Consider the following 23931-nt stretch of genomic DNA (forward strand, 5'->3'; position numbering starts at 1 on the left):
GTCGTCAGCCGTCCAGGCCGCGCTCGATCGCGTAGCGGGTGAGCTCCACCCGGTTGTGCAGCTGGAGCTTGCCCAGCGTGTTCTGGACGTGGTTCTGCACCGTGCGGTGCGACAGGCCCAACCGCTCGGCGATCTGCTTGTACGACAGCCCCTTGGCCACCAGGCGCAGCACCTCGGTCTCCCGATCGGTGAGCCGGGGTGCAGTGTCGTGCCGGCCGTCCGCCACCGACTGCGCGGGCGTGGCGGCGAGCCGGCGGTACTCGCCGAGGACCAGTCCCGCCAGGCCGGGCGTGAAGACCGGCTCCCCGGCGGCGGTGCGGCGCACCGCGTCGAGGAACTCCGCCGGGGCGGCGGACTTCAGCAGGTAGCCGGTGGCGCCGGCCTTCACCGCGTCCAGCACGCTCTGCTGCTCGCCGCTGGCGGAGAGCATCAGCACCCGCACCTCGGGCAGCACGGCGCGCAGCCCGTGGATCACCTCCACCCCGGAGACGTCGGGCAGTTGGAGGTCGAGCACCACCACGTCCGGCCGGGCGGCCGCCGCCACCCGGACCGCCTGCTGTCCCTCGCCGCTGGTGGCGACCACCTGGTGACCGGCCTCGGTGAGGTCCCGGGCCACCCCCTCCCGCCACATCGGGTGGTCGTCGACGACCATCACCCGGACCATGTTCATCCGCCCTTCCTGGGTACGACCATCTCGATCTCGGTGCCCTCACCGGGGGCGGAGACGATCCGCACCGTACCGCCGAGGTCGGTGATCCGGCCCCGGACGGACTGGGCCAGTCCGAGACGACCCTGCCGGGCGGCCTCGACGAGCCGCCCCTCTTCGATGCCCGGGCCGGCGTCACGCACCGACACGGTCACCATCGCTCCCTCGTCCTCCACCAGCACCCAGGCACGGCCGTCGGCGTGCCGCTCGACGTTGTCCAGCGCCGCCGCGGTCGCCGCCGCCACCTCCCGGGCCACCGGGGCCGGCAGCGGAACCGGGGTCGCCGGGACGGAGACTGAGACGGTCGCCGAGGCGTACCCGCCGATCAGGGCGCACAGGTCCGCCGTGCCGGCCTGCGGGCCGGGGGCGGACGCCGGGGCGGCCCCGGCGATCAGCGCGCGCAGCGCCGCCTCCTGCTCGCCGGCGAGCCGAGCCAGCTCGCCGGCCTCCCCGTCGAGGTGTGCGCCGCGCCGCTGCACCAGCGCCAGCACCTGGAGCACCGAGTCGTGGATGCCCCGGGCCAGCCGCTCCCGCTCCCGGGTCGCCGCCTCCAGCTCCACCGCGCGTTGCAACCGCTCCTCGGCGGTCACCGCCAGCCGGGCCACGTGCCCGACGATCACCCCGGCGAGCAGCAGCAGGATCAGCCCGGTGATCGAGGAGGTGCCGAACCCGCGGGCGGCCAGGTCCGCCACGCCGAGCAGCAGCGCGGCCGCCGCGCCACGCCGCCGGCCGCCGGAGATCGCCCAGGCCAGCACCGGCCCGCCCTCCCAGACCACGGCCAGGGTCGGGGTGCCGGTGGCGAGCGCCGCCCGGCCGACCACCCACGGGGTCACGGCGAGGACGGCCAGCGCCACCGCCAGGTCGGCCAGGAGCAGCGGCCAGCCCCGGTTCGCCGGCCGCGCGTAGCCGACCGCGGTCGCCACGGACCAGGCCAGCATGGCCAGCAGGACCGCGCCGGCGGCCAGCGGATGCGCGAACCGGTCGGCGTCGCGGACCACCAGCACGCAGACGTACGCCAGGGAGGCGAAACGGAAGACGGCGAGCGACCGCCAGAGCGGGTCCTCGAATCCACCCGGCGGCGTCGGCATGGGCGACACGATGCCACAGTTCTCCCCGTCGCCCGGCGGGCCGCCCGTCGCGCGGCGGAGAACCCTGACGTACGGTGGAAATGTCGCGAAAAACTCCGAGACCCGCGGTCGGGACAGGGCCATGACGAACGCAGATCCGCCCACAGCGCGTACGGTTGTGCCCATCGAATCTTCCCTCCTCATCGCCGAGGCCTTCGATCAGGCGCAGGTGACCGAGCTGCGACACTCGGTCACCTCCTGCGCGCACGCCGCAGGGCTCGACGGGCAGCGCCTCGACGACTTCGTGCTGGCGGTCAACGAGCTGATCACCAACGCGGTCCGGCACGGCGGCGGCCAAGGCTGGCTGCGGCTGTGGTGGCGCTCCGGCGAGCTGGTCTGCGAGGTCGCCGACCACGGGCGCGGCATCAGCGCGCAGCGCCTCGGCGACCGGTCCCGGCCGGCGGCGGACACCGCGGGCGGGTGGGGCCTCTGGCTGGCCCGCGAGCTGAGCGACGCGATGGAGGTCGAGACCAGCGCGGCCGGCACCACGGTACGGATCAGCACCGCCGCGCCGGCCGGCCGGCGGGCCAGGGCGGAGTGACCGCCCCGGCACACCGACGCCTCAGCCGAAGAGCGCGCTGACCGACTCCCCGTTGTGGATCCGGCGCATCGCCTCGGCCAGCGCGGGCGCCACCGAGAGGACCTCCAGCTTCGGCACCCGCTTCTGCGCCGGGATCGGCACCGTGTTGGTGCAGACGATCTCCAGCACGCCGTCCTGCTCACTGAGCCGCTCCAGCGCCCCGCTGGAGAACAGACCGTGGGTGCAGGCGAGCCGGATCGAGCGCACCTTGCGCTCCCGCAGGTGGGCCATCAGCTCGATCACCGTGCTGCCCTTGGCGATCTCGTCGTCGAGGACGATCACGTCCCGGTCGGCGACATCGCCGATCACCGTGCTGATCTTGACCCGGTCGTCGCTGAACCGCTGCTTCGCGCCGGCCGCGACCGGGGTGCCGAGCATCCGGGCGAAGGCCGCCGCCTCCTTGGCGTTGCCCAGGTCCGGCGAGACCACGACGGCGTTGCTCAGGTCGTAGCGGCGGAAGTGCACGGCCAGCTCCCCCAGCGCGTGCAGATGGTCGACCGGGACGCTGAAGAAGCCGTGCACCTGCGGTGAGTGCAGGGTCAGCGCGAGTACCCGGTGGGCGCCGGCGGAGGTGAGCAGGTCGGCGACGAGCCGGCCGCCGATGGAGATGCGCGGGGCGTCCTTCTTGTCCGACCGGGCGTACGCGTAGTGCGGCAGCACCACGGTGATCCGGCCGGCCGACGCGCCCCGGGCAGCGTCGATCATGAGCAGCAGCTCGACCAGGTTCTCCTGCACCGGCGGCACCAACGGCTGGATCAGGAAGACGTCCCGCTCCCGGCAGTTCGCCTGCAACTGCACTTCCAGGCAGTCGTTGGCGAACCGGGAGACCCGCACGGGGTGCAAGGGCACGTCGAGGTGGGCACAGATCTCGGCGGCGAGGTCCGGATGGGCGGTTCCACTGAACACGGCGATGTCACGCACGTCTCGACATCGTACGGACGGCACACCGGTTCTTTCGGCGCGACCTTCCCGGTACGGTGCCCGGATGACCGGAGAGTACGTCGCCGCCATCGACCAGGGCACCACCTCGTCACGGTGCATCATCTTCGACCGGGCCGGGGAGATCGTCTCCGTCGCCCAGCGGGAGCACCGGCAGATCTTCCCCCAGCCGGGCTGGGTGGAGCACGACGCCGAGGAGATCTGGGCCAACGTCGAGCAGGTGGTACGGGGCGCGCTGGAGGACGCCGGGACCGGTCCGGAAGGGCTGGCCGCCGTGGGCATCACCAACCAGCGGGAGACCACCGTCGTCTGGGACCGGGTCACCGGCCGCCCGGTGGCCAACGCGATCGTCTGGCAGGACACCCGCACCGGCCCGCTGCTGCGCGAGCTGGCCCACTCGTACGGGGAGCAGCGGCTGCGCGAGCGGACCGGGCTGACCCTGGCCACCTACTTCGCCGGCCCGAAGCTGCGCTGGCTGCTCGACCACGTCGACGGGCTGCGCGAGCGCGCCGAGCGGGGCGAGGTCCTCTTCGGCACCATGGACAGCTGGCTGATCTGGAAGCTGACCGGGCGGCACGTCACCGACGTGACCAACGCCAGCCGGACCATGCTGATGGACCTGGAAACCCTGGACTGGAACCCGGAGCTGCTGGAGGCGATGCGCGTTCCGGCGGCGATGCTGCCGGAGATCCGCTCCTCGGCCGAGGTGTACGGCACCGCCGAGGGGCTGCTGCCCGGGGTGCCGGTGGCCAGCGCCCTCGGCGACCAGCAGGCCGCCCTGTTCGGGCAGACCTGCTTCCAGCCGGGCGAGGCGAAGTGCACCTACGGCACCGGCAGCTTCCTGCTGCTCAACACCGGGGCCAGCCCGGTCCCCTCCTCGCACGGCCTGCTCACCACGGTCGCCTACCGGATCGACGGGCACCCGGCCGCGTACGCCCTGGAGGGGGCGATCGCGGTGACCGGGTCGCTGGTGCAGTGGCTGCGCGACAACCTGGGGGTGATCTCCTCCGCCCCGGAGGTGGAGGAGCTGGCTCGTACGGTCGACGACAACGGCGGCTGCTACGTCGTACCGGCCTTCTCCGGGCTCTTCGCGCCGCACTGGCGCAGCGACGCCCGGGGGGTGATCGCCGGGCTGACCGGCTACATCACCAAGGGGCACCTGGCCCGGGCGGTGCTGGAGGCGTCGGCCTGGCAGACCCGCGAGGTGGTCGACGCGATGAACGCCGACTCGGACGTGGCGCTGCGCCGGCTGCGGGTGGACGGTGGGATGACCGCCAACGGCCTGCTGATGCAGTTCCTCGCCGACGTCCTCGACGTGCCGGTGGTCCGCTCCCGGATCACCGAGACCACCTGCCTCGGCGCAGCGTACGCAGCCGGGCTCGCGGTCGGGTTCTGGCCGGACCTGGCCACGCTGCGCGCCCAGTGGCGCTCGGACGCCCAGTGGGAGTCGACCATGGCGCCGGAGCACCGGGAGCGGGAGCTGCGCCAGTGGCGCAAGGCCGTGCAGCGCACCCTCGACTGGGTGGACTGATCAGGCCCAGCGGTCGCCGGTCAGCTTCTCGTAGACGTCGACGTAGCGGGCCCGGGTCGCCTCGACCACCTCGGCGGGGACCTCGGGCGCCGGGCCCTGCTTGTCCCAGCCGCTGCCGGTGGCCCAGTCCCGCACGTACTGCTTGTCGTAGGAGAACTGGGCACGGCCCGGCTGGTACGACTCGGCCGGCCAGAACCGGGACGAGTCGGAGGTGAGCAGCTCGTCGCCGATGGTCAGGGTGCCGTCGGCCGCCCACCCCAACTCGATCTTGGTGTCGGCGACCAGGATGCCCCGGTCAGCGGCGAGCTCCGCGCCCCGGCGATAGACGTCGATGGTGATCTGCCGCAGCCGCTCGGCGATCTCGCCGCCGACCTTGTCCACCACCTCGGCGAAGGTGATCGGCTCGTCGTGCTCCCCCACCGGCGCCTTGGTCGACGGGGTGAAGATCGGCTCGGGCAGGATCGACGCCTCGACCAGGCCGCGCGGCAGCTCGACCCCGGAGACCTTGCCGGTGGCCTGGTACTCCTTGAGGCCACCGCCGGTCAGGTAGCCACGCGCCACGCACTCCACCGGCACCATGTCCAGCCGGCGGCAGCGGATCGCCCGGCCGGCGAACTCGGCAGGCACGTCGGTGGCCGAGATGACGTGGTTCGGCACCAGGTCGGCGAGCTGCCCGAACCACCAGAGCGACAGGGCGGTGAGCAGCTTCCCCTTGTCGGGGATGGGCGTCGGCAGCACCACGTCGTAGATCGAGATGCGGTCGGAGGCGACCAGGATCAGGTCGTCGCCGTCGGCGTAGACGTCCCGGACCTTGCCCGAGTGCAGAAGTTCCACGCGCCCTAGTACACCACGCGGCCCGGGGACGCCCGGTGTGGCCACCCGGCGTCCCGCCGTCCGTCGTGCGGGGTCGACTCCGCCGCGGCCAGGTCGGCCCGGCCGCGGGACGTTGACACCCGGGCGCGGAGCCTGCGTGAATGGTCCGACCTCGTCCACCCGCCCAGGAGCGCACCGTGCCCGCTGTCCGCCCATCGCTCTCCCGGCCCGGCGCCGACCCGGCCCGACGGCGGCTGCTCGGCGCGCTGCTCGCGGTGCCCGCGCTCGCCACCGGCGGGCTCACCGGGTGCCGCGCGGAGGTGGTCGACGGGGTGACCGACGGCCCGATCGAGCTCTCGGTCTTCTGGTACGGCACGGCCCGGCGGGCCCAGGCCACCGAGCGGGCGCTGCGCCTCTACTCGGCCCGCAACCCCCGGGTCACCTTCCGGGTGACCTGGCAGGGCGGTGCCGGCTACTACGACCGGATCGCCACCCAGGCCGCCGGCGGCAACGTGCCGGACCTGTTCCAGCTCGACGACACCATGCTGACCGAGTACGCGCAGCGGGCCATCGCCCTCGACCTCGGCCCGTACGTCGCCGACGGCCGGCTCGACCTGCGCGGCCTGCCGCCCGGGCTCGCCGACTACGGCACGGTGGACGGTCGTCCCGTCGGCGTCCCGGCGGCGCAGACCCACCCCGTCGTGGTCTACAACCGGGACCTGCTGCGCCGGCTGGGGATGCCCGTCCCGACGATCATGCCCTGGGCCGAGTACCTCGACTGGGCGGCCCGGGTGACCCGGGCCAGCGGCGGCCGGGTCGCCGGCACCATGGACCCCTCCGGCGACCAGCGCGCCCTCTGGCTGTGGCTACGCGGGCAGGGCGGCAAGTTCTACCAGGGTCGGCAGCTCGGCTTCGACTCGGCGGCGCTGGTGGACTGGTTCGAACTCTGGCAGCGCGCCCGGCTGAACCGGGCCACCCCGGCCGCCATCCTGGTCGACCGCGCCGACTCCGGCGACCCGGCGCGGCAGCTCGTGGTGACCGGGCACACGGCCGCCTCGTTCGCCTGGTCCCACCAGCTCCCCGAACTGCAGCGGCACACCGACGACGAGCTGGGGCTGGCCGGCTTCCCCGGCCCGGCGGCCGCCCAGTGGGACCAGGCCTCGATGTACTGGGCCGCCTTCCGGGGCACCCGGCACCCGGGTGTGGTGGCGGACGTGCTGAGCTTCCTCACCACCAACGTCGAGGTCGGCCGGGTCCTCGGCATCGAACGAGGGCTCCCGGCCGACCTCGCCGTACGGGAGGCCGTCACCCAGGCCCTCGACGACCCGGCCGCGAAGCGCGTCGCCGCCCTCGGCACGACCCTCGACGACCTGGTCGGCCCGGCCCCGGCACCACCTCCCAAGGGGCACGGCCGGGTGCGTACGCTGCTCGCCGCCTCGGCCCGGACCATCCGGTCCGGGGACGCCGGGGTGCGCGCGACCACGTCGAAGTTCATGGCGCAGGCGCAGGCAGCGCTGGCCGCTTGAGATCGGCCGGTGCGCCGCCTGCGCCGGGGTCGTGCCGCGCCGACCACCCGGTCAGCGCGGCGGTCCGTTGCGGCGGCCCCGCATCATCTTCAGCACCAGCAGGACGATCACCACGACCACCGCGAGGCAGCAGAGCAGGCCGAGGAAGCCGAGGAAGCCGAAGCCACCCCGGGACCTGCGCCGTGCGGCCTCCACCACCAGCTCGCCGGTGCCCGTGGAGGCCCAGGCCGCGACCGGTACGAAGACCGAGAGCACGACCGCACCGAGGACCGCGCTCAGCCGGCCCCACCACCTGTTCAGAGAAGACATGCCCTCATCTTGACCGAGGTGGGCAACCGGGGCACGCCGGACGGCGGGGACGAAACCGCCTCGACCGGGTGCAGGCCGCCACGCGAAAGGCCCCGGAGCAGGACTCCGGGGCCTTTCGTCACGAGTAGCGGGGACAGGATTTGAACCTGCGACCTCTGGGTTATGAGCCCAGCGAGCTACCGAGCTGCTCCACCCCGCGTCGGCTCCATAAGCTTAGCGCACCCCCGCCGCGGAGATCAGCCGGGTCCCCGGATCGCCTCCGCAGCCCCTCCGACCAGGCACGACGGCGACCGACGTCGGATCCCGGACGCCTTGCCGGGCCCGATGGCGACCGGTTGTCGTCGCCCGGCCGCACTCCGGTCGGGACGGCGTCGCGGCCATTTGTCACTCGGGCCAGGCTGTCCCAGACAGCGCCAGCGGAGGGTGGACAAGGCGAACGGCCCGAGGATCATATCCTCGGGCCGTTCGTCGTGGTAGCGGGGACAGGATTTGAACCTGCGACCTCTGGGTTATGAGCCCAGCGAGCTACCGAGCTGCTCCACCCCGCGTCGGCTCGTTAACCGTAACCTACGGACCCCCGAGCCCGCAAAACGGACCCGGGTCCGCTCAGTCCAACCAGTCCCGGATCGCCTGCACCGCCCGGCGGCTGTCCGCGTCCACCTGCGACTTCGGGCTGGAACTTCCCTCCCAGCCCTGTTCCCAGAGCACCGTCACCACGTTGCCGACCCGGATCGCGCGGATCAGTCGCACCTCCTCGTCACCGGTCGGCTCGTCGTTGGCGTCCAGGAAGGGCTTGCGCATCTCGAACAGCACCGACTCGTCGCCGTACCCGCCGTCGGGGAGCAGCTTCTGCCGGGACGTCACCGACCCGATCTGCTGCTCGGGGCAGCCCTGGACAGCGGCGCGCAGTTCACGCAGCGCGTCGTCGGCCCGGCCCGACCGGTAGCTGGTGATGCTGTGCCGGTAGAGACCGTCCGGGACGTAGCCCTCCGGGGTGGTGGCCAGTTTGAACGGCACCGCACGTACCCGCTGCCGGACGACGCCGGACCCGCCCGGCTCCGCCCCGCAGAGCCTCGGCAGCACCGGCCCATCGCTGAACGCGGCCCCCGCGCCGGTGTCGTTCGCCGCCGCCAGGGCGAAGAAGGCCGAGTCGGGGATCGAGGTCGGCGTCCGGACGGGCGGACCACCACCGGCCGACGGCGGCGCCGACGGGGTCGTCCGCGACGGCAGCGCGCTCGGGGTCGACGACACCGACGGGGCAGGCGTCGGGTCGGCCGGGGGCGGCGACACCGACGGCGGGGCCGGCGTGCCGGCGGGCGGGCCGACCGGGGTGTCGGGGCCGGCGGTGAGGACGAACTGGGTGCCCACCGCCGTCCCGCCGACCAGCGCCGCCAGGGCCAGGACACCCACGGCCGCCCGGGCCCGCGCCCGGCGGTCGGCGTGCCGGCGGACCACGTCCGGCGAGGCCAGGCCACGCGGATCGGTGTCCTCGGCGAGGGAACGGTAGAGACCCGTCAGTTCACGCGACATCGTTGACCTCCAGCTCCTCGGAGGTGACACCGGGCAGCAGCTCGGCCAACCTCGACCTGCCCCGGGACAACCAGGACTTCACGGTGCCGGTGGGCACCCGCGTCTCACGGGCGATCTCCTCCACCGGCATGTCGAACAGGTAGTGCAGGGCCAACGCCTGGCGCTGGTTGGCCGGCAACTGCCGTAGCGCGCCGACCAGCAGGACGGTGTCCTCCCCGGGTGGTCGCACGTCCTGGGGCGGCCCGGTGCGGCTCATCGCCGTACGCCAGCCCTTCAGGCGCCGGAACCGGTCGGTGGCCAGTCGGCTGACCACCAGCCGCAGCCATGCCTCGGGCGCCGGATGGCTGGCCAGCTTCCCCCACTGCCGCCAGGCCCGGGCGTACGCCTCCTGCACGAGGTCCTGGGCCTCGCCGTGGTCGCCCGCCACCGCGTGGCCGTACCGGAGCGTCCGTGGGGACGTGCTCCGGTAGAACTCGTCGAAACTCTGTGCGTCCCTCATACCGCCACCACGCCTCCCCGTTCCGGTCCCCCCTTGCTGAGGAGACGGCGCACGGGGTCCGCAGGTTGCGGGCAGCCGGTGACAAAGACGAAAAGCCCGCGCCCTGACCACCGGGGACGGTCGTCAGGGCGCGGGCGGTGCCGGTCGACGGGCGGGCCCGTCGGTGTCAGCCGCCCGGTGTGGGCGAGGGCGAGCCGGAAGGGCTGCCGCTCGGCGACGGGCTCGCGCCGGCCGGGGCGGCGGCCTGCTGGGCCTGCTGGAACGCGGTCATCGCCTCGTCCAGGGCCTTGAGCGCCCGGCCGTACCGCTCGAAGTCGCCGGACGTCTGCGCGGCCTTGACCTCGCCGATGGCCGCCTGCACCCGCTGCGCCGCCTCGGCCAGCTCACCCGTCAGCGGCGGCGGGGTGGCCTGGTCGGGGGGCGGCGGGGTGCCGCCGCTCGGAGGCGGGGTGCCGCCACTCGGGGCGGCCCGCTTGCCCTGGTCGACGAGCTGCTTGATGCCGTCGGTGATGTTGTCGGCCAGCACGACGTACGAACCGCCGTCACCGTACGAGAGCAGCACCTTCTGCAGCAGCGGGTACGCGTCCTGCTGGTTGCTCTTGACGTAGACCGGCTCGACGTACAGCATTCCGTCGCCGAACGGCAGCGAGAGCAGGTTGCCGTACTGCACCTGCGCCTGGTTGGACGAGAGCAGGTTGAGCTGCTGCCGGATGTTGGCGTTGTTGGTCATCTGCTGGTGCACCTGGACCGGCCCGGAGATCCGGGTCTGGTCCGGCAGCTCCAGCACCTCCAGCCTGGGCTGGCCGTCGACGTACGACCCGGAGATCAGCGCGGCCAGGTTCTGCCGGCCGTTCGGGGTGACCGCGGCGGTCAGCTGGAACCGTGGCGCCTCCTGCCCGGGGAACTGGGTGAACAGGTAGTACGGCGGCTGCTTCTGCCCGCTGTCCGGGGCGTCCGGCACGTTCGGCACCTGCCAGAAGTCCTGGCCGGAGTAGAAGTCGCCGGGGTCGGTGACGTGGAACTTGGTGAGCAGGTTCCGCTGCACCTTGAACATGTCGGCCGGGTAGCGGAAGTGCTCGGCCAACTCGGCCGGGATGGCGCTCTTCGGCAGCACGACGTCACCGCCGAATGCCTTGTTCCACGCCTTGAGCACCGGGTCGTTCTCGTCGAACTCGTAGAGCCGCACCGTGCCGTCGTACGCGTCGACGGTGGCCTTCACCGAGTTACGCATGTAGTTGACGTTCTCCCGAGCCAGCTGGAACGTGCCCCGGTTGGTCAGCTCGTCGGCGGTCTCGGTCTGGAGGTTGACCCGCTCGGCGTACGGGTAGGTCGCCGCCGTCGTGTAGCCGTCGATGATCCACTGGACCCGGCCGCCCACCACCGCCGGGTACGGGTCGCCGTCGAGGGTGAGGAAGGGCGCGACCTTCTCCACCCGGTCGCGCGGGTTGCGCACGTAGAGCAGCCGGGAGTTGTCGTTGACCGCCTCGGAGAGCAGGAAGTTCGTCTCCTGCTCCTTGATCGTGTAGAGCAGCCGGCGGGTGAACGAGCCGATCTCGACGCCGCCCTCCCCGGTGTAGGTGTAGTACTGCTCGCCGCCGTCCTCCGTGGTGGGCCGGTCGAACTCGGCGTTCCTGCCCTCCCCGGCCTGCCCGACGATGGCGTAGTCGTCCGGGCCCATCCGCTCGCCATAGTAGATCCGCGGCTGGGTGGCCGGGATCTGCTCGGCCTGCGAGGAGCACGCCTCCTGGGCCTTCTCGCCGAGGAAGCCGGAGACGAAGTACGGCTGACCACCGCAGACCACCTGGTTGGCCGGGGCCGCGACGAGCCCGTACCCGTGGGTGTAGACGGTGTGCTTGTTGATCCAGTTGCTCTGCTGGTCGGTCAGCTCGTTGTAGTTGATCTCACGGACACCGACCACGAAGTCGGAGGTCTTGTTCGCCACCGAGTACCGGTCGATGTCGAGCTTCGGGCCAAAGTCGTAGAAGCCGCGCACCTGCTGGAGCTGGGTGTACGTCTCGGAGACGAGCTGCGGGTCGAGCAGCCGGACGTTCGGCACCACCGCGGTGTCGGAGGCCAGGGTCGCCGGTGGGACGAGGTTGTTCGCCGCGTACCCGGTGGTCTTCGTGTCGACCAGGCCGAACGCGTTCCGGGTGGCGGTGATGCTGCGCTCGATGTACGGCGCCTCCTTGTCCCGGGCGCTCGGCTTGACCTCGAAGGTCTGCACCGCCCAGGGGTAGATGCCGCCGATGGCGACGGCGGAGACGCCGAGCAGTGCCAGCGAGATGCCCGGCCAGACCAGGTTCCGCATCACCGCGTTGGAGAACACGATGATCGCGATCGCGACCACCACCGAGATGTACGCCAGGATCTCCTTGGCCGGCAGCAGCGCGTTGACGTCGGCGTAGCCGGCACCGTAGAGCTTGGCCCCCTCGTTGTACTCCAGCAGCATCGCCCGCCGGTCCAGCACGTACGCGACGGCCTTGAGCAGTACGAAGGCGGCGACCAACGTGCTGAGGTGGGCCCGCGCGGCGTTGGTCATCCGGTCGCCGACACCCTGCAGCCGTACCCCGCCGAAGATGTAGTGCACGGCGAGCGCGCCCAGCAGCGCGAGCACCACCGCGGTGAAGCCGACCCCGAGCAGGTAGCGCCAGAAGGGCAGTTGGAAGACGTAGAAGCCGACGTCGACGCCGAACTCCGGGTCCTTGACGCCGAAGTCGCCACCGTTGCGGAAGAGCAGCCACTGGTTCCACCGACTCTGCGCCGACAGGCCGGCGAAGAGGCCGAGCACGGCCGCGGTCAGGCTGATCCAGGTGCCCATCCGGGGGCTGATCAGCATCCGGTACCGCTCCAGGGTGGCCTGCTCCAGCGAGTGCGGCCGCAGCTGCGGGCGCAGCCGGTACGCCAACCAGAGGTTGGCGCCGACGAAGAGCGCCATCGCCACGCCGACGGTGAGGAAGAGCAGCAGACGGGTGACCAGTACGCCGGTGAAGACCTGGGTGTACCGGACCTCCTCGAACCAGAGCCAGTCCGTCCACGCCTGGACACCCCAGCCGAGCAGGGTGAAGAGCACGAACACCCCGACCAGGACACCGATGGTGACGCGTCCGCGCCGGCTCATTCTCGGCAGGGGGCTGCTACGCATGACCACTGTTGGCTCCGCATGCTCGATGTGATCGGCTCCGGGCAGGCACCCAGAGTACGGGGTGTTCCTGAGAGTGTCGGGTCAAGGTCATGCCGGGCGGCACAGCGTCGGCTGCCCACCGGAGCGCAGGGTCTCCAGCGCCGTCAGCGCCTCGTCCAGCGAACCGACCCTGATCAGGGGCAGATCGGGCTGCGGATTGCGGACCGCCTCGGCGCAGTTGTCGGCCGGCACGAGGAAGACGTCCGCCTTGGCCTCCTTGGCCCCGACCAGCTTCTGGGCGATGCCGCCGATCGGGCCGACCCGACCCTCGTCGTCGATGGTGCCGGTGCCGGCGATGACCTTCCCGCCGGTGAGGTCGGCCGGTTCGAGCTTGTCGACGATGCCGAGCGCGAACATCAGCCCGGCGCTCGGCCCGCCGATGTTGTTGAGGTCGATCTTGAGGTTGAACGGGTGCGGCTGACGCTGCTCGGGCACCAGGCCGATCCGCGGCCGGCCGTCCTGCTCCCGACTGGTCACGGTGGCCGTCCCGGCCACCCCGTCCCGGGTGTAGCCGATCTTCAACGCGGTGCCGGCGGGCTTGCCCCGGACCAGCTCGACCAGCCTGGTCGCGCTGGTGACCTTCGCCCCGTCGACCGTGGTGACCACGTCACCGGCCTTCAGCACGCCCTGCGCCGGACCGTCGGCGGTGACCTCCTTGACCACCACCTCGACCGGGTAGCCGAGCTCGACCAGCGCGGCGGTCTCGGCGCTGCTCTGCGAGTTCTGGAAGTCCTCGGCGTTGCGCTTCTCCACCTCCTCCTGGCTCTCCCCCGGCGGGTAGACCAGCTCCCGGGGCACCACCGCCTCGTCGTCGGAGAGCCAGCCGGCGATCGCCGCGCGCAGCTTGACCGTGGGCTGCACGCCGACCGTGGTCATCCGCAGCTGACCGGCGGAGGTGGACGTCGCCCGCCCGGTCACCTGGATGACCTCCTTGCCGTCGGAGGTGCCGAGAGTGTCGACGGTCGGCCCCGGGCCGAGCACCACGTACGGGATCGGGGCGCCGAGCACGCCGATGCTGAGCAGGGTGGTGAGCAGAGCACCGAGGAGGACGGTCACGCCGCGACGTCTCATGCGGCAGAGCGTACCGACCAGGGCGGGTGGGGCCGGGTGGCCGACGCGGACTTCGCCCTCAGCGCAACGCCAGCGGCGGCTACCTGGGGCGCGGCCCGCGTACCGTAGACGTCGTGCCTGATATTCCGTTCGGTTTCGCGCTCCCGGGTGGGCAACCACCAGACCCCAACGACCCCGCGCAGATGCAGCAGTTCATGTCGCAGTTGCAGCACCTGCTCTCCGCGTCGGGCAGCGGGCCGGTCAACTGGGACCTGGCCCGGCAGGTGGCGGCGAGTCAGCTCGCCGCCGCGGGCGACCCGGCGGTGTCGCCGTACGAGCGGCACGCGGTGGAGGAGGCGCTGCGTCTCGCCGACCTCTGGCTGGAGCCCGCCTCCGACCTGCCCTCGGGCATCCGTACCTCGGTGGCCTGGAACCGCAACGAGTGGATCTACAAGACCCTCGACGTCTGGCGGAAGCTCTGCGACCCGGTGGCCAGCCGGATGGTCGGCGCGATGGGCGACCTGGTGCCGCCGGAGGCCCGGGCCCAGCTCGGCCCGATGCAGTCGATGGTGGCCACCCTCGGTGGCGCGCTCTTCGGCGGGCAACTCGGCCAGGCGCTCGGTTCGCTCGCCGGCGAGGTGCTCTCGGCCGGCGACATCGGCCTGCCGCTCGGCCCGGCCGGCACGGCCGCGCTCGTCCCGGCCAACATCCGGACCTACGGCGAGGGCCTGGAGCTGCCCGAGGACGAGGTACGCCTCTACGTCGCCCTGCGCGAGGCGGCCCACCAGCGGCTCTTCGAGCATGTCCCGTGGCTGCGCGGGCACGTGCTGACCGCGGTGGAGAACTACGCCTCCGGTATCCGGGTCAACCGGGAAGCGATCGAGGAGGCGATGGGCCGGGTCGACCCGACCGACCCGGAGTCGATGCAGGCGATCGCCCTGGAGGGCATCTTCACCCCCGAGGACACGCCGGCGCAGAAGGCGTCGCTGGCCCGGCTGGAGACGGTGCTCGCCCTGGTTGAGGGGTGGGTCTGCCACGTGGTGGACAACGCCGCCGGTGAGCGCCTGCCCAACGTGGTCCGCCTCGGCGAGGCGTTCCGCCGCCGCCGGGCGGCCGGGGGGCCGGCCGAGCAGACCTTCGCGGCGCTGGTCGGGCTGGAGTTGCGACCGCGGCGGCTGCGCGAGGCGTCCGCGCTCTGGGCGGCGCTCACCACGCATCGCGGCATCGCCGGGCGGGACGCGGTCTGGGGTCACCCCGACCTGCTCCCCTCGGACGACGACTTCGCCGACCCGGTGGCCTTCGCCACCCGGTCGACCGACCTGGACGACGAGCTGGCGAACTTCGACTTCACCGCACCCGGCGCACCGGAGGGGAAGGCACCCGGCACCGAGGACGACTCCGACGACGACCGGTCCTGATCACGGACCACCCGGCCGGGGGGAACGGCGGCTGGCAGGCGGAGCGGCTAGCCGTGCACCGGGCGTGCCCGGCCGACGCCGTCTCCGCACCCGCCCTCACCGACTTTGATCTTGAAGTTGTCGCCACGACCCGCCGCCCAGGCGGGTGACGGCAACGCCATGATCAGCGCTGACGCGGTGGGCCGGAGCCGGTGAGCAGGGCGCGGGTGGTCTCCCAGCCCTCGACGGCGGGGTTGAGGGCGGCCAGGTCGGCCGGGCCGCGCAGCCGCCGCCAGGCGGGGGTGACCGCCACGTCGCCCGGGGCCGGGGCCGCCCGGCGCACGTCCGCCGGGACCGCGGCGTCCAGGTCCAGCGCCGGAAACCAGTCGGGTACGGGCAGCCGCGCCGCCACCCCGAGCAGCCCGGGGCCGCCCCCCTCCACCGGGGCGACCGCGACGGGTCGGCTGGTCAACGGCCGGAGCAGCTTGCCCAGGGTCAGGCCCGGCAGGTCGGGGGCGTCGGCGGCGAGCACGGCCGCCTGCTCGTACCCGCCCAGCGCCGCGAGGACGGCGTTCACCGTGGGCTCGGGCACCTCGTGGATCGCGGTGCCGGGCCAGACCACCGCCTCGGCCAGCCACCGGTCAGCCGGTGTCACGGCGACCGCGGTCTCCACCTCGGTCAACATGGCGAGCAGGTCCACCACGTCCTCGGCCAGGGCGGAACGCCAGTCCGCCGGGTCGATCCCGGGAGGCGACCAGGCCACCGGGGCGAGCAACGCCACCACCACACGTCGGACCACCTCCCGACCCTAGCCCGCCCCGCCTCGGCCCGCTGCCACCGACTCCGCCGGTCCGCGCCGACCGGACGACGACCCGCGGCGCCGACCGAGCGCCTGCCCCCGACCCACGACACCGATCGACTCCATGCCCCCGACCCACGACACCGATCGAGCACATGTCGCCTACCCACGACATTTGATCGACTCCATGTCGCCGACATGGCGGTGTCAACGCGCGTGGACACCGCCATGTCGGCGCAACGGAGTCGATCATGGCCCGCGGAGCCGGACCTGACCGGCCGAGGGACAGAGGCGGGGCGGCGGGCGGAGGCGGGGCGCGCGTCAGCCGGGCAGGGGAACGGCGGAGGCGGCGGCGACACCCTCCAGGTAGCCGCGGGCCCGCTCGGTCTTGGCGTACCGCCCGACGAGTTCCCAGAAGCGGGCGTTGTGGCTCGGCACGACGAGGTGCGCCAACTCGTGCAACAGCACGTAGTCGAGGACCCAGTCGGGCATCTCCTGGAGCCGGTGCGAGATGCGGATGCTCCGGTCGGCCGGAGTGCAGGACCCCCAGCGGCCGTTCTGGTTGGTGACCCAGCGGACGCTTGCCGGCAGCGCGTCGGCGCCCTGGTCGGCGAGGTAGAGGTTGATCAGGCGCAACGCCCGGTCGAGCAGCTCGGTGTCGGAGCGGGCCAGCCGTCCCTCACGGGCGGCGAGGCGGGCCAGCATCCGGTCGACCCACTCGCTCTCCTCGGCCCGGGAGAACTGGTCGGGGATGAGCACCACGACCCGCTCCCCGTCGCGGTACGCGGACACCGTCCGTCGCCGACGCTGACTGCGCCGTACCTCGACGACAGGCTTCCGCGCCCCAGCCATCAGTGGGCCACGCAGCCGTGGTTCGCTGCCACGATGGAAAGCTAATGCGTACTGACCAGGGGTCCGCAAGGGTCAACACGGCGACACGCGCCCGGAAAATGATGGTTGGACGCCGAGCGTCCCGAAAAAATCTGCAGATGACCATGTCGGGACAACCCGGTCACCCCCTGACGGTGGCCGGGCCGGCCACGAGGCCGTTCTCCACGGTAGGAGATCACGCTGCGTCGTGCCGCTCGGGCCCCCGCTCGGGTCGTTCGCGCGGCTCCGCCCGGCGTGTCCCCGGCAAACTGACTGATCCCACCTATTTCGGCATGCACACTCTCGACGTCGACTTCCTCACAGTGTCGATGCACAGCTGACATGGAACTACCCAGACCTGGGTAGGGTCCGCCAACCAGCGGTCACGTCGGTGGCCGCGAGAACGACCCGGCGCCGGGGGCCGTGTGGCCCGCCGCCGGGAACCCCGCCGGGCCGGCTCGCCCGGCGGACGAGACGAGGAGGGCTACCGTGGCCGACCAGGCCCAGACCTACAACGGTTACTGCGTCAAGTGCAAGGAGAAGCGGGACTTCGAGGGACACGTCGAGGTCTCGAAGACCGGGATGAACATGGCCAAGGGCAAGTGTCCCGTGTGCGGCACAACAGTGAACCGCATCCTGGGCAAGGCCAAGGTCTGACCCGAACGGCCTACGGGGGAGGGGCGGCCGGCGGCCGCCCCTCCCCCGTACCGTCTGCGGACCCCGGTCCGGCACCACTCCGCGCCCGCCGACCAGCCCGAACGGCACTGTCGGCTGCCCGACAGAAGCTACCGGCGGGTTGTGGACAACTCGCGATTTTCTGTGGACAACCCTGGACAGGGCCCCGCCCACCTGTGGACAACGATCGATAGACAGCTCTGACACGGTCACGATCCGTCGTCATGAGCACGTCCCCCGTCGCACTGCCCCGCCCGACGCTGCTGCCCGGCCTGACCCGGCTCTGGCGTGACCGGCACACCCTGCAACTCGGACTCGATCCGGGCCGCGCCGTCCTGCTGGAGGTGGCCGACCCGCGCGCCGCCCGGCTGCTCGACCTGCTCGACGGCAGCCGCAGCGAGCGCGCCGTCCTGACCGACGCGACCCTGCGGATCGGCCCCGACGCGGCCCGCGCCCTGCTCGACGCGCTGCGTTCCGCCGGTCTGGTCGTACCCGCGCACACCCTGCTCCCCCGCGACCTCGCCGGCCCGGCGCGGAGCCGGCTCGCGGCGGAGGCCACCGCCCTGGCACTGGCCTCGCCCGCGTTGCCCGGCACGCCGGCCCAGGTGCTCCGCCGCCGACGGGCCGCCCGGGTCGTGGTCACCGGCGCCGGCCGGCTCGGCGGGCCGGTCGCCGTCGCGCTGGCCCAGGCCGGGGTGGGTCATGTGGCGCCGGAGCTCACCGGGGCGGTCCACCCCGGCGATCTGGTCGGGACCGGGCTCAGCGCCGCCGACGTCGGACGTCCGCTGGCCGGCGCGCTGCGCGCGGCGATCACCCGGGTCGCCCCCGGCACGGTCACCCGGTCACCCGGTCGTGGACGGGTCGAGCTGGTGGTCCAGCTCGGCGCGGACCGCCCGGCCGCGCTGCTCGCCGCCGGGTACGCCCGCCGTCGCCAACCGCACCTGCTGCTCGGCCTGCGGGAGGGCGTGCCGGTGATCGGGCCGCTGGTGCGGCCACCGGTCGGCCCCTGCCTGCACTGCCTGGACCTGCACCGCATCGACCGGGACCCGGGCTGGCCGACGCTCGCCGCCCAGCTCGCCACCGATCCGGCCGACCAGGCGTGCGGCGCCGCCACCCTGCTCTCCGCCGTCGGGTACGCGGTCGCCGAGGCACTCGCCCAGCTCGACGGCGGCACCCCGGAGACGCTGGGCTGCGCCGTCGAGATCGGCGCGGCCGGCCGATTCCGGCGACGCGTCTGGCCACCGCACCCCGCCTGCGACTGCTCCGGACGGCGTCGCTGACGGGGGATGACTGGGGCCAGCCCGGCTCTGGAGCAGCCGCGGGCCCCCGAAGTCGGTAACAATGACCGGGTGACCGACATCCCGCGCCGGGCCGTGTCCCGCACCGCCAAGCTCGCCGCTCTGCCGCTCGGCTTCGCCGGCCGGACCGTCCTCGGCATGGGTAAGCGTGTCACCGGGCTCGCCTCCGATGTCATCTCCGCCGAGATCCAGCAGCGCACCGCCGAGCAGCTGTTCAGCGTCCTCGGGCAGCTCAAGGGCGGTGCGATGAAGTTCGGCCAGGCGCTGTCGGTCTTCGAGGCGGCTCTGCCGGACGAGATCGCCGCGCCGTACCGGCAGGCGTTGACCAAGCTCCAGGAGGCCGCGCCGCCGCTGCCGGTGGCCAGCGTGCACAAGGTGCTCACCGAGCAGCTCGGGCCGGACTGGCGGGAGCGGTTCGTCGAGTTCGACGACACCCCGGCCGCGGCGGCGAGCATCGGGCAGGTGCACCGGGCGCTCTGGCACGACCCGGAGACGGGGGAGGCGCGGGCCGCCGCCGTCAAGATCCAGTATCCGGGCGCGGGCGAGGCGCTGCTGGCCGACCTCAAGCAGCTCTCCCGGCTCGCCGGGATGTTCCGCGCCATCCAGCCCGGGCTGGACGTCAAGCCGCTCCTGGTCGAGCTGCGGGAGCGGATCACCGAGGAACTCGACTACGAGTTGGAGGCCGAGTCGCAGCGCGCCTTCGCCGCCGCGTACGCCGGCGACCCGGAGATCTTCATCCCTGCGGTGTTCCACTCCGCCCCCCGGGTGCTGGTCACCGAATGGATCGAGGGCACGCCGCTGGCCGACATCATCCGCGAGGGCACCGAGCAGCAGCGCGACGAGGCCGGCCGGCTGATGGCGATCCTGCACCTGTCCGCCCCGCCCCGGGCCGGGCTGCTGCACGCCGACCCGCACCCGGGCAACTTCCGGCTCCTGCCCGACGGGCGGCTCGGCGTGATCGACTTCGGCGCGGTGGCCCGGATGCCGGAGGGCACCCCGGAGCCGATCGGCCGGATCGCGGGGCTGGCGCTACGCGGTGACGCGGACGGGGTGGTGAACGGCCTGCGGAAGGAGGGCTTCGTCAGTTCGACGGAGCCGATCGACGCCCACGCGGTGCTCGACTTCCTACGGCCGATGCTGGAACCGATCGCCGCCGAGGAATTCCGGTTCACCCGGGCCTGGCTGCGCTCCGAGGCGGCCCGCCTGGCCAGCCCGAAGTCGCCGACCTACCAGCTGAGCCGGCAGCTCAACCTGCCGCCGTCGTACCTGCTCATCCACCGGGTGACGTTGGGCTCCATCGGGGTGCTCTGCCAGTTGGAGGCCAAGGCGCCGTACCGGGGGATCCTCGAGCGGTGGCTGCCCGGTTTCGCGCCGGTGGCCTGACCACGACGAACGCCGCGGGGGCGGTGACCGGAACTCCGGTCACCGCCCCCACGTACTGGTAGGGATCTAGAGAACGCCCAGGTCACGCGCCGACTGGCTACGGCTCTGCATCGCGACGGTACGGGCGGAACGGGCTGCCTCAGTGCTCGTGGTGGTACGACCGGCCTGAGGCCGTCGCATTCGGGCACGGGACAACGCTTCGTGGAGTAGTTGCATCTCGGTTCCGTTCGGCAGGTGCAGCATGGATCTCAGCTTTCTCGCGGCCGGTGGATCACCGGCGGGACGTGTGGATCGGGAAGTTGTCAGGCAGCCAGCCGGACCGCGTCGCGCTTGGTGGCCACACCACTGGCCGTCAGGCGCGCCTCGGCCTCGACCCGGAGGGCGGCGTCGCGGGCGAGGTCCTCCTTGCGCGGACGGCCACGGGGCCGCTTGCGCGGGACGACCGCGCCACGCTCGAAGATCTCGCCGCCCCAGACGCCCCAGGGCTCGGCCCGCTCGACCGCACCGGCCAGGCACTCGACGCGCAGCGGGCAGTCCCCGCAGAGCGACTTGGCCAGCTCCAGCTCGGCCGGCTGGTCGGAGAACCACAGGTCGGGGTCGAACTTCCGGCAGGGCAGATTCGCCTCCATCTCGACATCTGCGTCGAGCGGGGCCAACGCCAGACTCATCACCCGGTCACCTCTCTCTCACATCGATCTCGTGGATCGCTCTTCCGACGTACGGCGGGACAAAAAAACTGAGGCCGCGGATCCCGGTGTACGGGTTCCGCGGCCTCGAGGTGAGCCGGTGGTCTGTGGTTCAGACCGGTCTACCTCGAGGTGGAACACCGCGGACATCCGTGCGCTTCTCGGCGACACCGATGCCCATGCCCGTGAAGCCACTGGTGCCATCGATTCCGTTGACGGGCGCGACGGTCAGGGTCAGCTCGGCCTGGACCCGGACCTGGTGCACCTGCGGAACCGACGGTCGCGTGGCGGCAAGGGCCACCCGGACAGCCGACAGCGGAGCGCAGGCAGCTGGCATCGCCGCCGGACGCTCATAGGTGAAGATCTCCATTGGTGCCACCTCCCTGACTTTCCTCGTGCCGACTCGGTCTCCACCCCGTGAGCAGCCGGAATGGCGCCGCTCGCGAGGTGTGTCCTGAGGCTATTCCTCGCCCCGGGGCGAGGGCAAACGAATTTACGACGAGATTTCGAAAGTTTTCTCCGGGGCGATGTCGTCCACCGCCGCGCCCTCCACCAGCGCCAGTACCGCGTCGCCGTACAGGCCCAGCTTGCGGGGGCCGATCCCGGCGATCGCGATCAGCTCCTCGGTCCGCCCGGGACGCCGCTCGGCCAACGCGGTCAACGTCGCGTCGGTGAAGACCACGTACGCCGGGACCTTCTGCGCGCCGGCCACCCGGGCCCGCCAGTCGCGCAGCCGCTCGTACAGCTCCTCGTCGATGTCGGACGGGCAGGTGGGGCAGCGCCCCAGCTTGCGGTCCGGGCCGGCGAGCAGGGTCGCGCCGCAGATCCGGCAGGAGACCACCTGGGTACGCCGTCGCTCCACACCGGCCCGACGGGCCGCCACGCCGCCGCCGGCCCGCTCCCCGCCGCCGGATCGGTCCAGCTGCGGCAGGAAGCGGCACGGCCGCCGGGCCCGCCCGCCCGGCGAGCGCGCCGAGGCGTACGACAGCCAGAGCCACCGGCGGGCCCGGGTGATCCCGACGTAGAGCAGCCGGCGCTCCTCCTCGACCTGCTCCGGGGTCCGGGCGTACGTGGTGGGCAGGGTGCCCTCGGAGAGCCCGACCAGGAAGACCGCGTCCCACTCCAGCCCCTTGGCCGAATGCAGCGAGGCCAGGGTCACCCCGTCCACCGTGGGCACGTGCTGCTGGGCGGCCCGGCGGGCCAGCTCCTCGTTGAAGTCCGACAACGTCACCGGACGCTCCACCGCGGCGGCCTCGCCGATCGGCAGCACCTCGGGCGTGGCGGCGTACTCGTCGGCGAGCTGGACGAGCGCGGCGAGCGCCTCCCAGCGCTCCCGCGCCGCACCGCCGGCCGGGGCGGCGTCGGGGGCCCAGCCGACCGCCGCGAGCGCCTCGCGCACCGCGACCGGCAACGGGGTCTCCCCCGGGATCGACCGGGTGGCCGCCCGCAGCGCCACCATCGCCTGACGCACCTCGACCCGTTCGAAGAAGCGTTCCGCGCCCTGCACCACGTACGGCACGCCGGCCTCGGTCAGTGCCTTCTCGTACGCCTCGGACTGCGCGTTGGTCCGGAACAGCACGGCGATCTCCTTCGCCGGCGTACCCCCCTCGACCAGGGCCCGGCAGCGGGCCGCCACGGCGGTCGCCTCGGCCGGCTCGTCGGTGAAGATCCGCAGCTCCGGCTCGGGGCCCGGCGGTCGCTGCCCGTGCAGTTCCAGGCGCAGCCGCGCCTCGGCGCCCCGGGCCTGGCCGATCACCGCGTTGGCCAGCCCGACGACCTGCGGGGTGGAGCGGTAGTCCCGGACCAGCCGGACCACCGTCGCGTTCCGGTGCCGGCGCGGGAAGTCGACCAGGTACGACGAGGTGGCCCCGGTGAACGAGTAGATGGTCTGGCTGGCGTCGCCGACCACGGTGAGGTCGTCCCGGCCGCCGAGCCACGCCTCCAGCAGCCGCTGCTGCAACGGGTTGACGTCCTGGTACTCGTCGACCACGAAGTGCCGGTACTGGCCGCGCACCTGCTCGGCGACGTCCCGGTGCTCCTCGATCCCCCAGACCGCCGCGCGCAGCATGTCCTCGAAGTCGATCACCCCGTTGGCGCGTTTGAGCCGCTCGTACGCGGCGAAGACGTCGGCCACCTTCGCCGGCTCGTACGGCGTCTCGCGCAGCGCCTTCGCCGCGGCGACGACGTACTCCCCGGGCTCGACCAGCGACGACTTGGCCCACTCGATCTCACCGGCCAGGTCACGGGCGGCGGCCCGGTCGGCGCGCAGCCCGACCTTGGCCGCGGCCAGGGTGACCACCCGCACCTTGCTGTCCAGCAGCTCGGGCATGGCCCGGCCGTCGAGCAGCCGGGGGGCGAAGTAGCGGACCTGGCGCAGCGCGGCCGCGTGGAACGTGCGCGCCTGCACACCGGACACCCCGAGCACGGTGAGACGGCTTCGCATCTCGGCGGCGGCACGGGCGGTGAAGGTGACCGCCAGGACGTGCCGGGCGGAGATCTCCCCGGTCAGGGCACGGTGCGCGATCCGGGAGGTCACCGCGCGGGTCTTGCCGGTGCCGGCGCCGGCCAGGATGCAGACCGGGCCGGCCGGAGCGGTCACCGCCGACCGCTGCTCCGGATCCAGTCCGGCGAGCACGAGTTCGGCCGCTGAGTGAACCACCACAACGAGGAATCATCTCAGCTCGCGGTGATGTTGCAGCGACTAGCCTGGCCTGATCGGAGCCGGGCCGATCGACCCTGGGAGGACCTGACCATGTTGACGATGTATTCCACCTCGTGGTGCGGCTACTGCCACCGGCTCAAGTCGCAACTCGACCGGGAGGGCATCGGGTACGAGGTCGTCGACATCGAGCGGGACCCGAAGTCGGCCGAGTTCGTGATGAGCGTCAACGGCGGCAACCAGACCGTCCCGACCCTGCGCTTCGCCGACGGCAGCGCCCTGACCAACCCCTCGATCAACCAGGTCAAGCAGCACCTCGCCCGCATCGCCGGCTGACCCGTCCCGCCCCGACCCCGACCCGGTCGTCGATCAT

The 23931-nt window shown here is 72.7% G+C and carries 22 protein-coding genes and 2 tRNA genes; 8 read left to right on the plus strand and 16 right to left on the minus strand.

Going from position 1 to position 23931, the window contains the following annotated elements:
• Positions 1 to 4 precede the first annotated feature (4 nt).
• Positions 5 to 670: a response regulator gene (locus tag GA0070560_RS00650; protein ID WP_091289944.1), complete on the minus strand. Its 666-nt coding sequence runs from the start codon at positions 668 to 670 to the stop codon at positions 5 to 7.
• On the minus strand, positions 667 to 1794 hold the full coding sequence (gene macS / locus GA0070560_RS00655) for a MacS family sensor histidine kinase (protein ID WP_091289946.1): 1128 nt from the start codon (positions 1792 to 1794) through the stop codon (positions 667 to 669). The genes GA0070560_RS00650 and macS overlap by 4 nt, the downstream gene beginning before the upstream one ends.
• A 121-nt stretch (positions 1795 to 1915) precedes the next feature.
• On the opposite strand from macS, the gene GA0070560_RS00660 reads away from it, so the two are divergent.
• On the plus strand, positions 1916 to 2374 hold the full coding sequence (locus GA0070560_RS00660; protein ID WP_091289948.1) for an ATP-binding protein: 459 nt from the start codon (positions 1916 to 1918) through the stop codon (positions 2372 to 2374).
• A gap of 21 nt (positions 2375 to 2395) precedes the next feature.
• Here the strand turns inward: GA0070560_RS00660 and GA0070560_RS00665 are convergent, their stop codons facing one another.
• The gene (locus GA0070560_RS00665; protein ID WP_091289949.1) at positions 2396 to 3334 is read right to left on the minus strand and encodes a ribose-phosphate diphosphokinase; all 939 of its coding nucleotides are present in this window, start codon (positions 3332 to 3334) and stop codon (positions 2396 to 2398) included.
• 64 nt (positions 3335 to 3398) lie between these two features.
• Between GA0070560_RS00665 and glpK the strand changes: the two genes are divergently transcribed.
• Positions 3399 to 4883 carry a glycerol kinase GlpK gene (gene glpK, locus GA0070560_RS00670; RefSeq protein ID WP_091289952.1) on the plus strand — a complete coding sequence of 495 codons (1485 nt, stop codon included), beginning with the start codon at positions 3399 to 3401 and terminating at the stop codon, positions 4881 to 4883.
• Here the strand turns inward: glpK and GA0070560_RS00675 are convergent, their stop codons facing one another.
• Positions 4884 to 5717: a phosphoribosylaminoimidazolesuccinocarboxamide synthase gene (locus GA0070560_RS00675; RefSeq protein ID WP_091289954.1), complete on the minus strand. Its 834-nt coding sequence runs from the start codon at positions 5715 to 5717 to the stop codon at positions 4884 to 4886. It abuts the gene before it with no gap.
• 176 nt (positions 5718 to 5893) lie between these two features.
• Here GA0070560_RS00675 and GA0070560_RS00680 point away from each other — a divergent pair, with 176 nt between their 5' ends.
• Positions 5894 to 7222: an ABC transporter substrate-binding protein gene (locus GA0070560_RS00680; RefSeq protein ID WP_245675302.1), complete on the plus strand. Its 1329-nt coding sequence runs from the start codon at positions 5894 to 5896 to the stop codon at positions 7220 to 7222.
• 51 nt (positions 7223 to 7273) lie between these two features.
• On the opposite strand, the gene GA0070560_RS00685 is transcribed toward GA0070560_RS00680, so the two are convergent.
• The 7 genes from GA0070560_RS00685 to GA0070560_RS00715 all read right to left on the minus strand — a co-directional run bounded on the left by GA0070560_RS00685 (position 7274) and on the right by GA0070560_RS00715 (position 13812).
• The gene (locus tag GA0070560_RS00685; RefSeq protein ID WP_139131426.1) at positions 7274 to 7531 is read right to left on the minus strand and encodes a hypothetical protein; all 258 of its coding nucleotides are present in this window, start codon (positions 7529 to 7531) and stop codon (positions 7274 to 7276) included.
• 125 nt (positions 7532 to 7656) lie between these two features.
• Positions 7657 to 7730 (minus strand) — tRNA-Met (locus GA0070560_RS00690).
• A gap of 272 nt (positions 7731 to 8002) precedes the next feature.
• Positions 8003 to 8079, minus strand: a tRNA-Met gene (locus GA0070560_RS00695).
• Between the two features lie 58 nt (positions 8080 to 8137).
• Positions 8138 to 9061 (minus strand): hypothetical protein, encoded by a 924-nt coding sequence (locus GA0070560_RS00700; protein WP_091289962.1) that lies wholly within the window; start codon positions 9059 to 9061, stop codon positions 8138 to 8140.
• A complete protein-coding gene (locus tag GA0070560_RS00705) occupies positions 9051 to 9560 on the minus strand; it encodes a SigE family RNA polymerase sigma factor (protein ID WP_091289964.1) in 510 nt (169 codons plus the stop codon). Before GA0070560_RS00705 ends, GA0070560_RS00700 begins: the two co-directional genes overlap by 11 nt.
• Positions 9561 to 9726: 166 nt before the next feature.
• Positions 9727 to 12702: a UPF0182 family membrane protein gene (locus tag GA0070560_RS00710; RefSeq protein ID WP_170839231.1), complete on the minus strand. Its 2976-nt coding sequence runs from the start codon at positions 12700 to 12702 to the stop codon at positions 9727 to 9729.
• Positions 12703 to 12789: 87 nt separating this feature from the next.
• Complete coding sequence (locus tag GA0070560_RS00715) at positions 12790 to 13812, minus strand: YlbL family protein (RefSeq protein WP_170839232.1); 1023 nt, start codon at positions 13810 to 13812, stop codon at positions 12790 to 12792.
• 113 nt (positions 13813 to 13925) lie between these two features.
• On the opposite strand from GA0070560_RS00715, the gene GA0070560_RS00720 reads away from it, so the two are divergent.
• Positions 13926 to 15209, plus strand: a complete 1284-nt coding sequence (locus GA0070560_RS00720; RefSeq protein WP_091289971.1) for a zinc-dependent metalloprotease — start codon at positions 13926 to 13928, stop codon at positions 15207 to 15209.
• Between the two features lie 163 nt (positions 15210 to 15372).
• On the opposite strand, the gene GA0070560_RS00725 is transcribed toward GA0070560_RS00720, so the two are convergent.
• Together GA0070560_RS00725 and GA0070560_RS00730 are read right to left on the minus strand one after the other, a co-directional pair.
• On the minus strand, positions 15373 to 15987 hold the full coding sequence (locus tag GA0070560_RS00725) for a glycosyltransferase family protein (RefSeq protein WP_091289973.1): 615 nt from the start codon (positions 15985 to 15987) through the stop codon (positions 15373 to 15375).
• A 321-nt stretch (positions 15988 to 16308) separates the two neighbouring features.
• Entirely contained in the window at positions 16309 to 16839 is a 531-nt protein-coding gene (locus GA0070560_RS00730; protein ID WP_091289975.1) for a M48 metallopeptidase family protein, read from the minus strand.
• 507 nt (positions 16840 to 17346) lie between these two features.
• Here GA0070560_RS00730 and GA0070560_RS28540 point away from each other — a divergent pair.
• The 3 genes from GA0070560_RS28540 to GA0070560_RS00740 all read left to right on the plus strand — a co-directional run bounded on the left by GA0070560_RS28540 (position 17347) and on the right by GA0070560_RS00740 (position 20213).
• Positions 17347 to 17514, plus strand: a complete 168-nt coding sequence (locus GA0070560_RS28540) for a DUF5679 domain-containing protein (protein ID WP_007464795.1) — start codon at positions 17347 to 17349, stop codon at positions 17512 to 17514.
• Positions 17515 to 17756: 242 nt separating this feature from the next.
• A complete protein-coding gene (locus GA0070560_RS00735; RefSeq protein WP_091289977.1) occupies positions 17757 to 18812 on the plus strand; it encodes a ThiF family adenylyltransferase in 1056 nt (351 codons plus the stop codon).
• Positions 18813 to 18881: 69 nt separating this feature from the next.
• A complete protein-coding gene (locus tag GA0070560_RS00740) occupies positions 18882 to 20213 on the plus strand; it encodes an ABC1 kinase family protein (protein WP_091289979.1) in 1332 nt (443 codons plus the stop codon).
• Positions 20214 to 20515: 302 nt separating this feature from the next.
• Here GA0070560_RS00740 and GA0070560_RS00745 read toward each other — a convergent pair whose 3' ends face one another.
• The 3 genes from GA0070560_RS00745 to GA0070560_RS00755 form a co-directional block, all read right to left on the minus strand.
• Positions 20516 to 20881: a WhiB family transcriptional regulator gene (locus GA0070560_RS00745; protein WP_091289981.1), complete on the minus strand. Its 366-nt coding sequence runs from the start codon at positions 20879 to 20881 to the stop codon at positions 20516 to 20518.
• 130 nt (positions 20882 to 21011) lie between these two features.
• Positions 21012 to 21269 carry a hypothetical protein gene (locus GA0070560_RS00750; RefSeq protein WP_091289983.1) on the minus strand — a complete coding sequence of 86 codons (258 nt, stop codon included), beginning with the start codon at positions 21267 to 21269 and terminating at the stop codon, positions 21012 to 21014.
• A 123-nt stretch (positions 21270 to 21392) separates the two neighbouring features.
• Complete coding sequence (locus GA0070560_RS00755) at positions 21393 to 23561, minus strand: ATP-dependent DNA helicase UvrD2 (protein ID WP_091289985.1); 2169 nt, start codon at positions 23559 to 23561, stop codon at positions 21393 to 21395.
• A gap of 90 nt (positions 23562 to 23651) precedes the next feature.
• Between GA0070560_RS00755 and GA0070560_RS00760 the strand changes: the two genes are divergently transcribed.
• Positions 23652 to 23894, plus strand: a complete 243-nt coding sequence (locus tag GA0070560_RS00760; protein ID WP_091289987.1) for a mycoredoxin — start codon at positions 23652 to 23654, stop codon at positions 23892 to 23894.
• The last annotated feature ends 37 nt before the right edge of the window (positions 23895 to 23931 follow it).

The sequence above is a fragment of the Micromonospora halophytica genome, assembly GCF_900090245.1.
Lineage (GTDB): Bacteria > Actinomycetota > Actinomycetes > Mycobacteriales > Micromonosporaceae > Micromonospora > Micromonospora halophytica.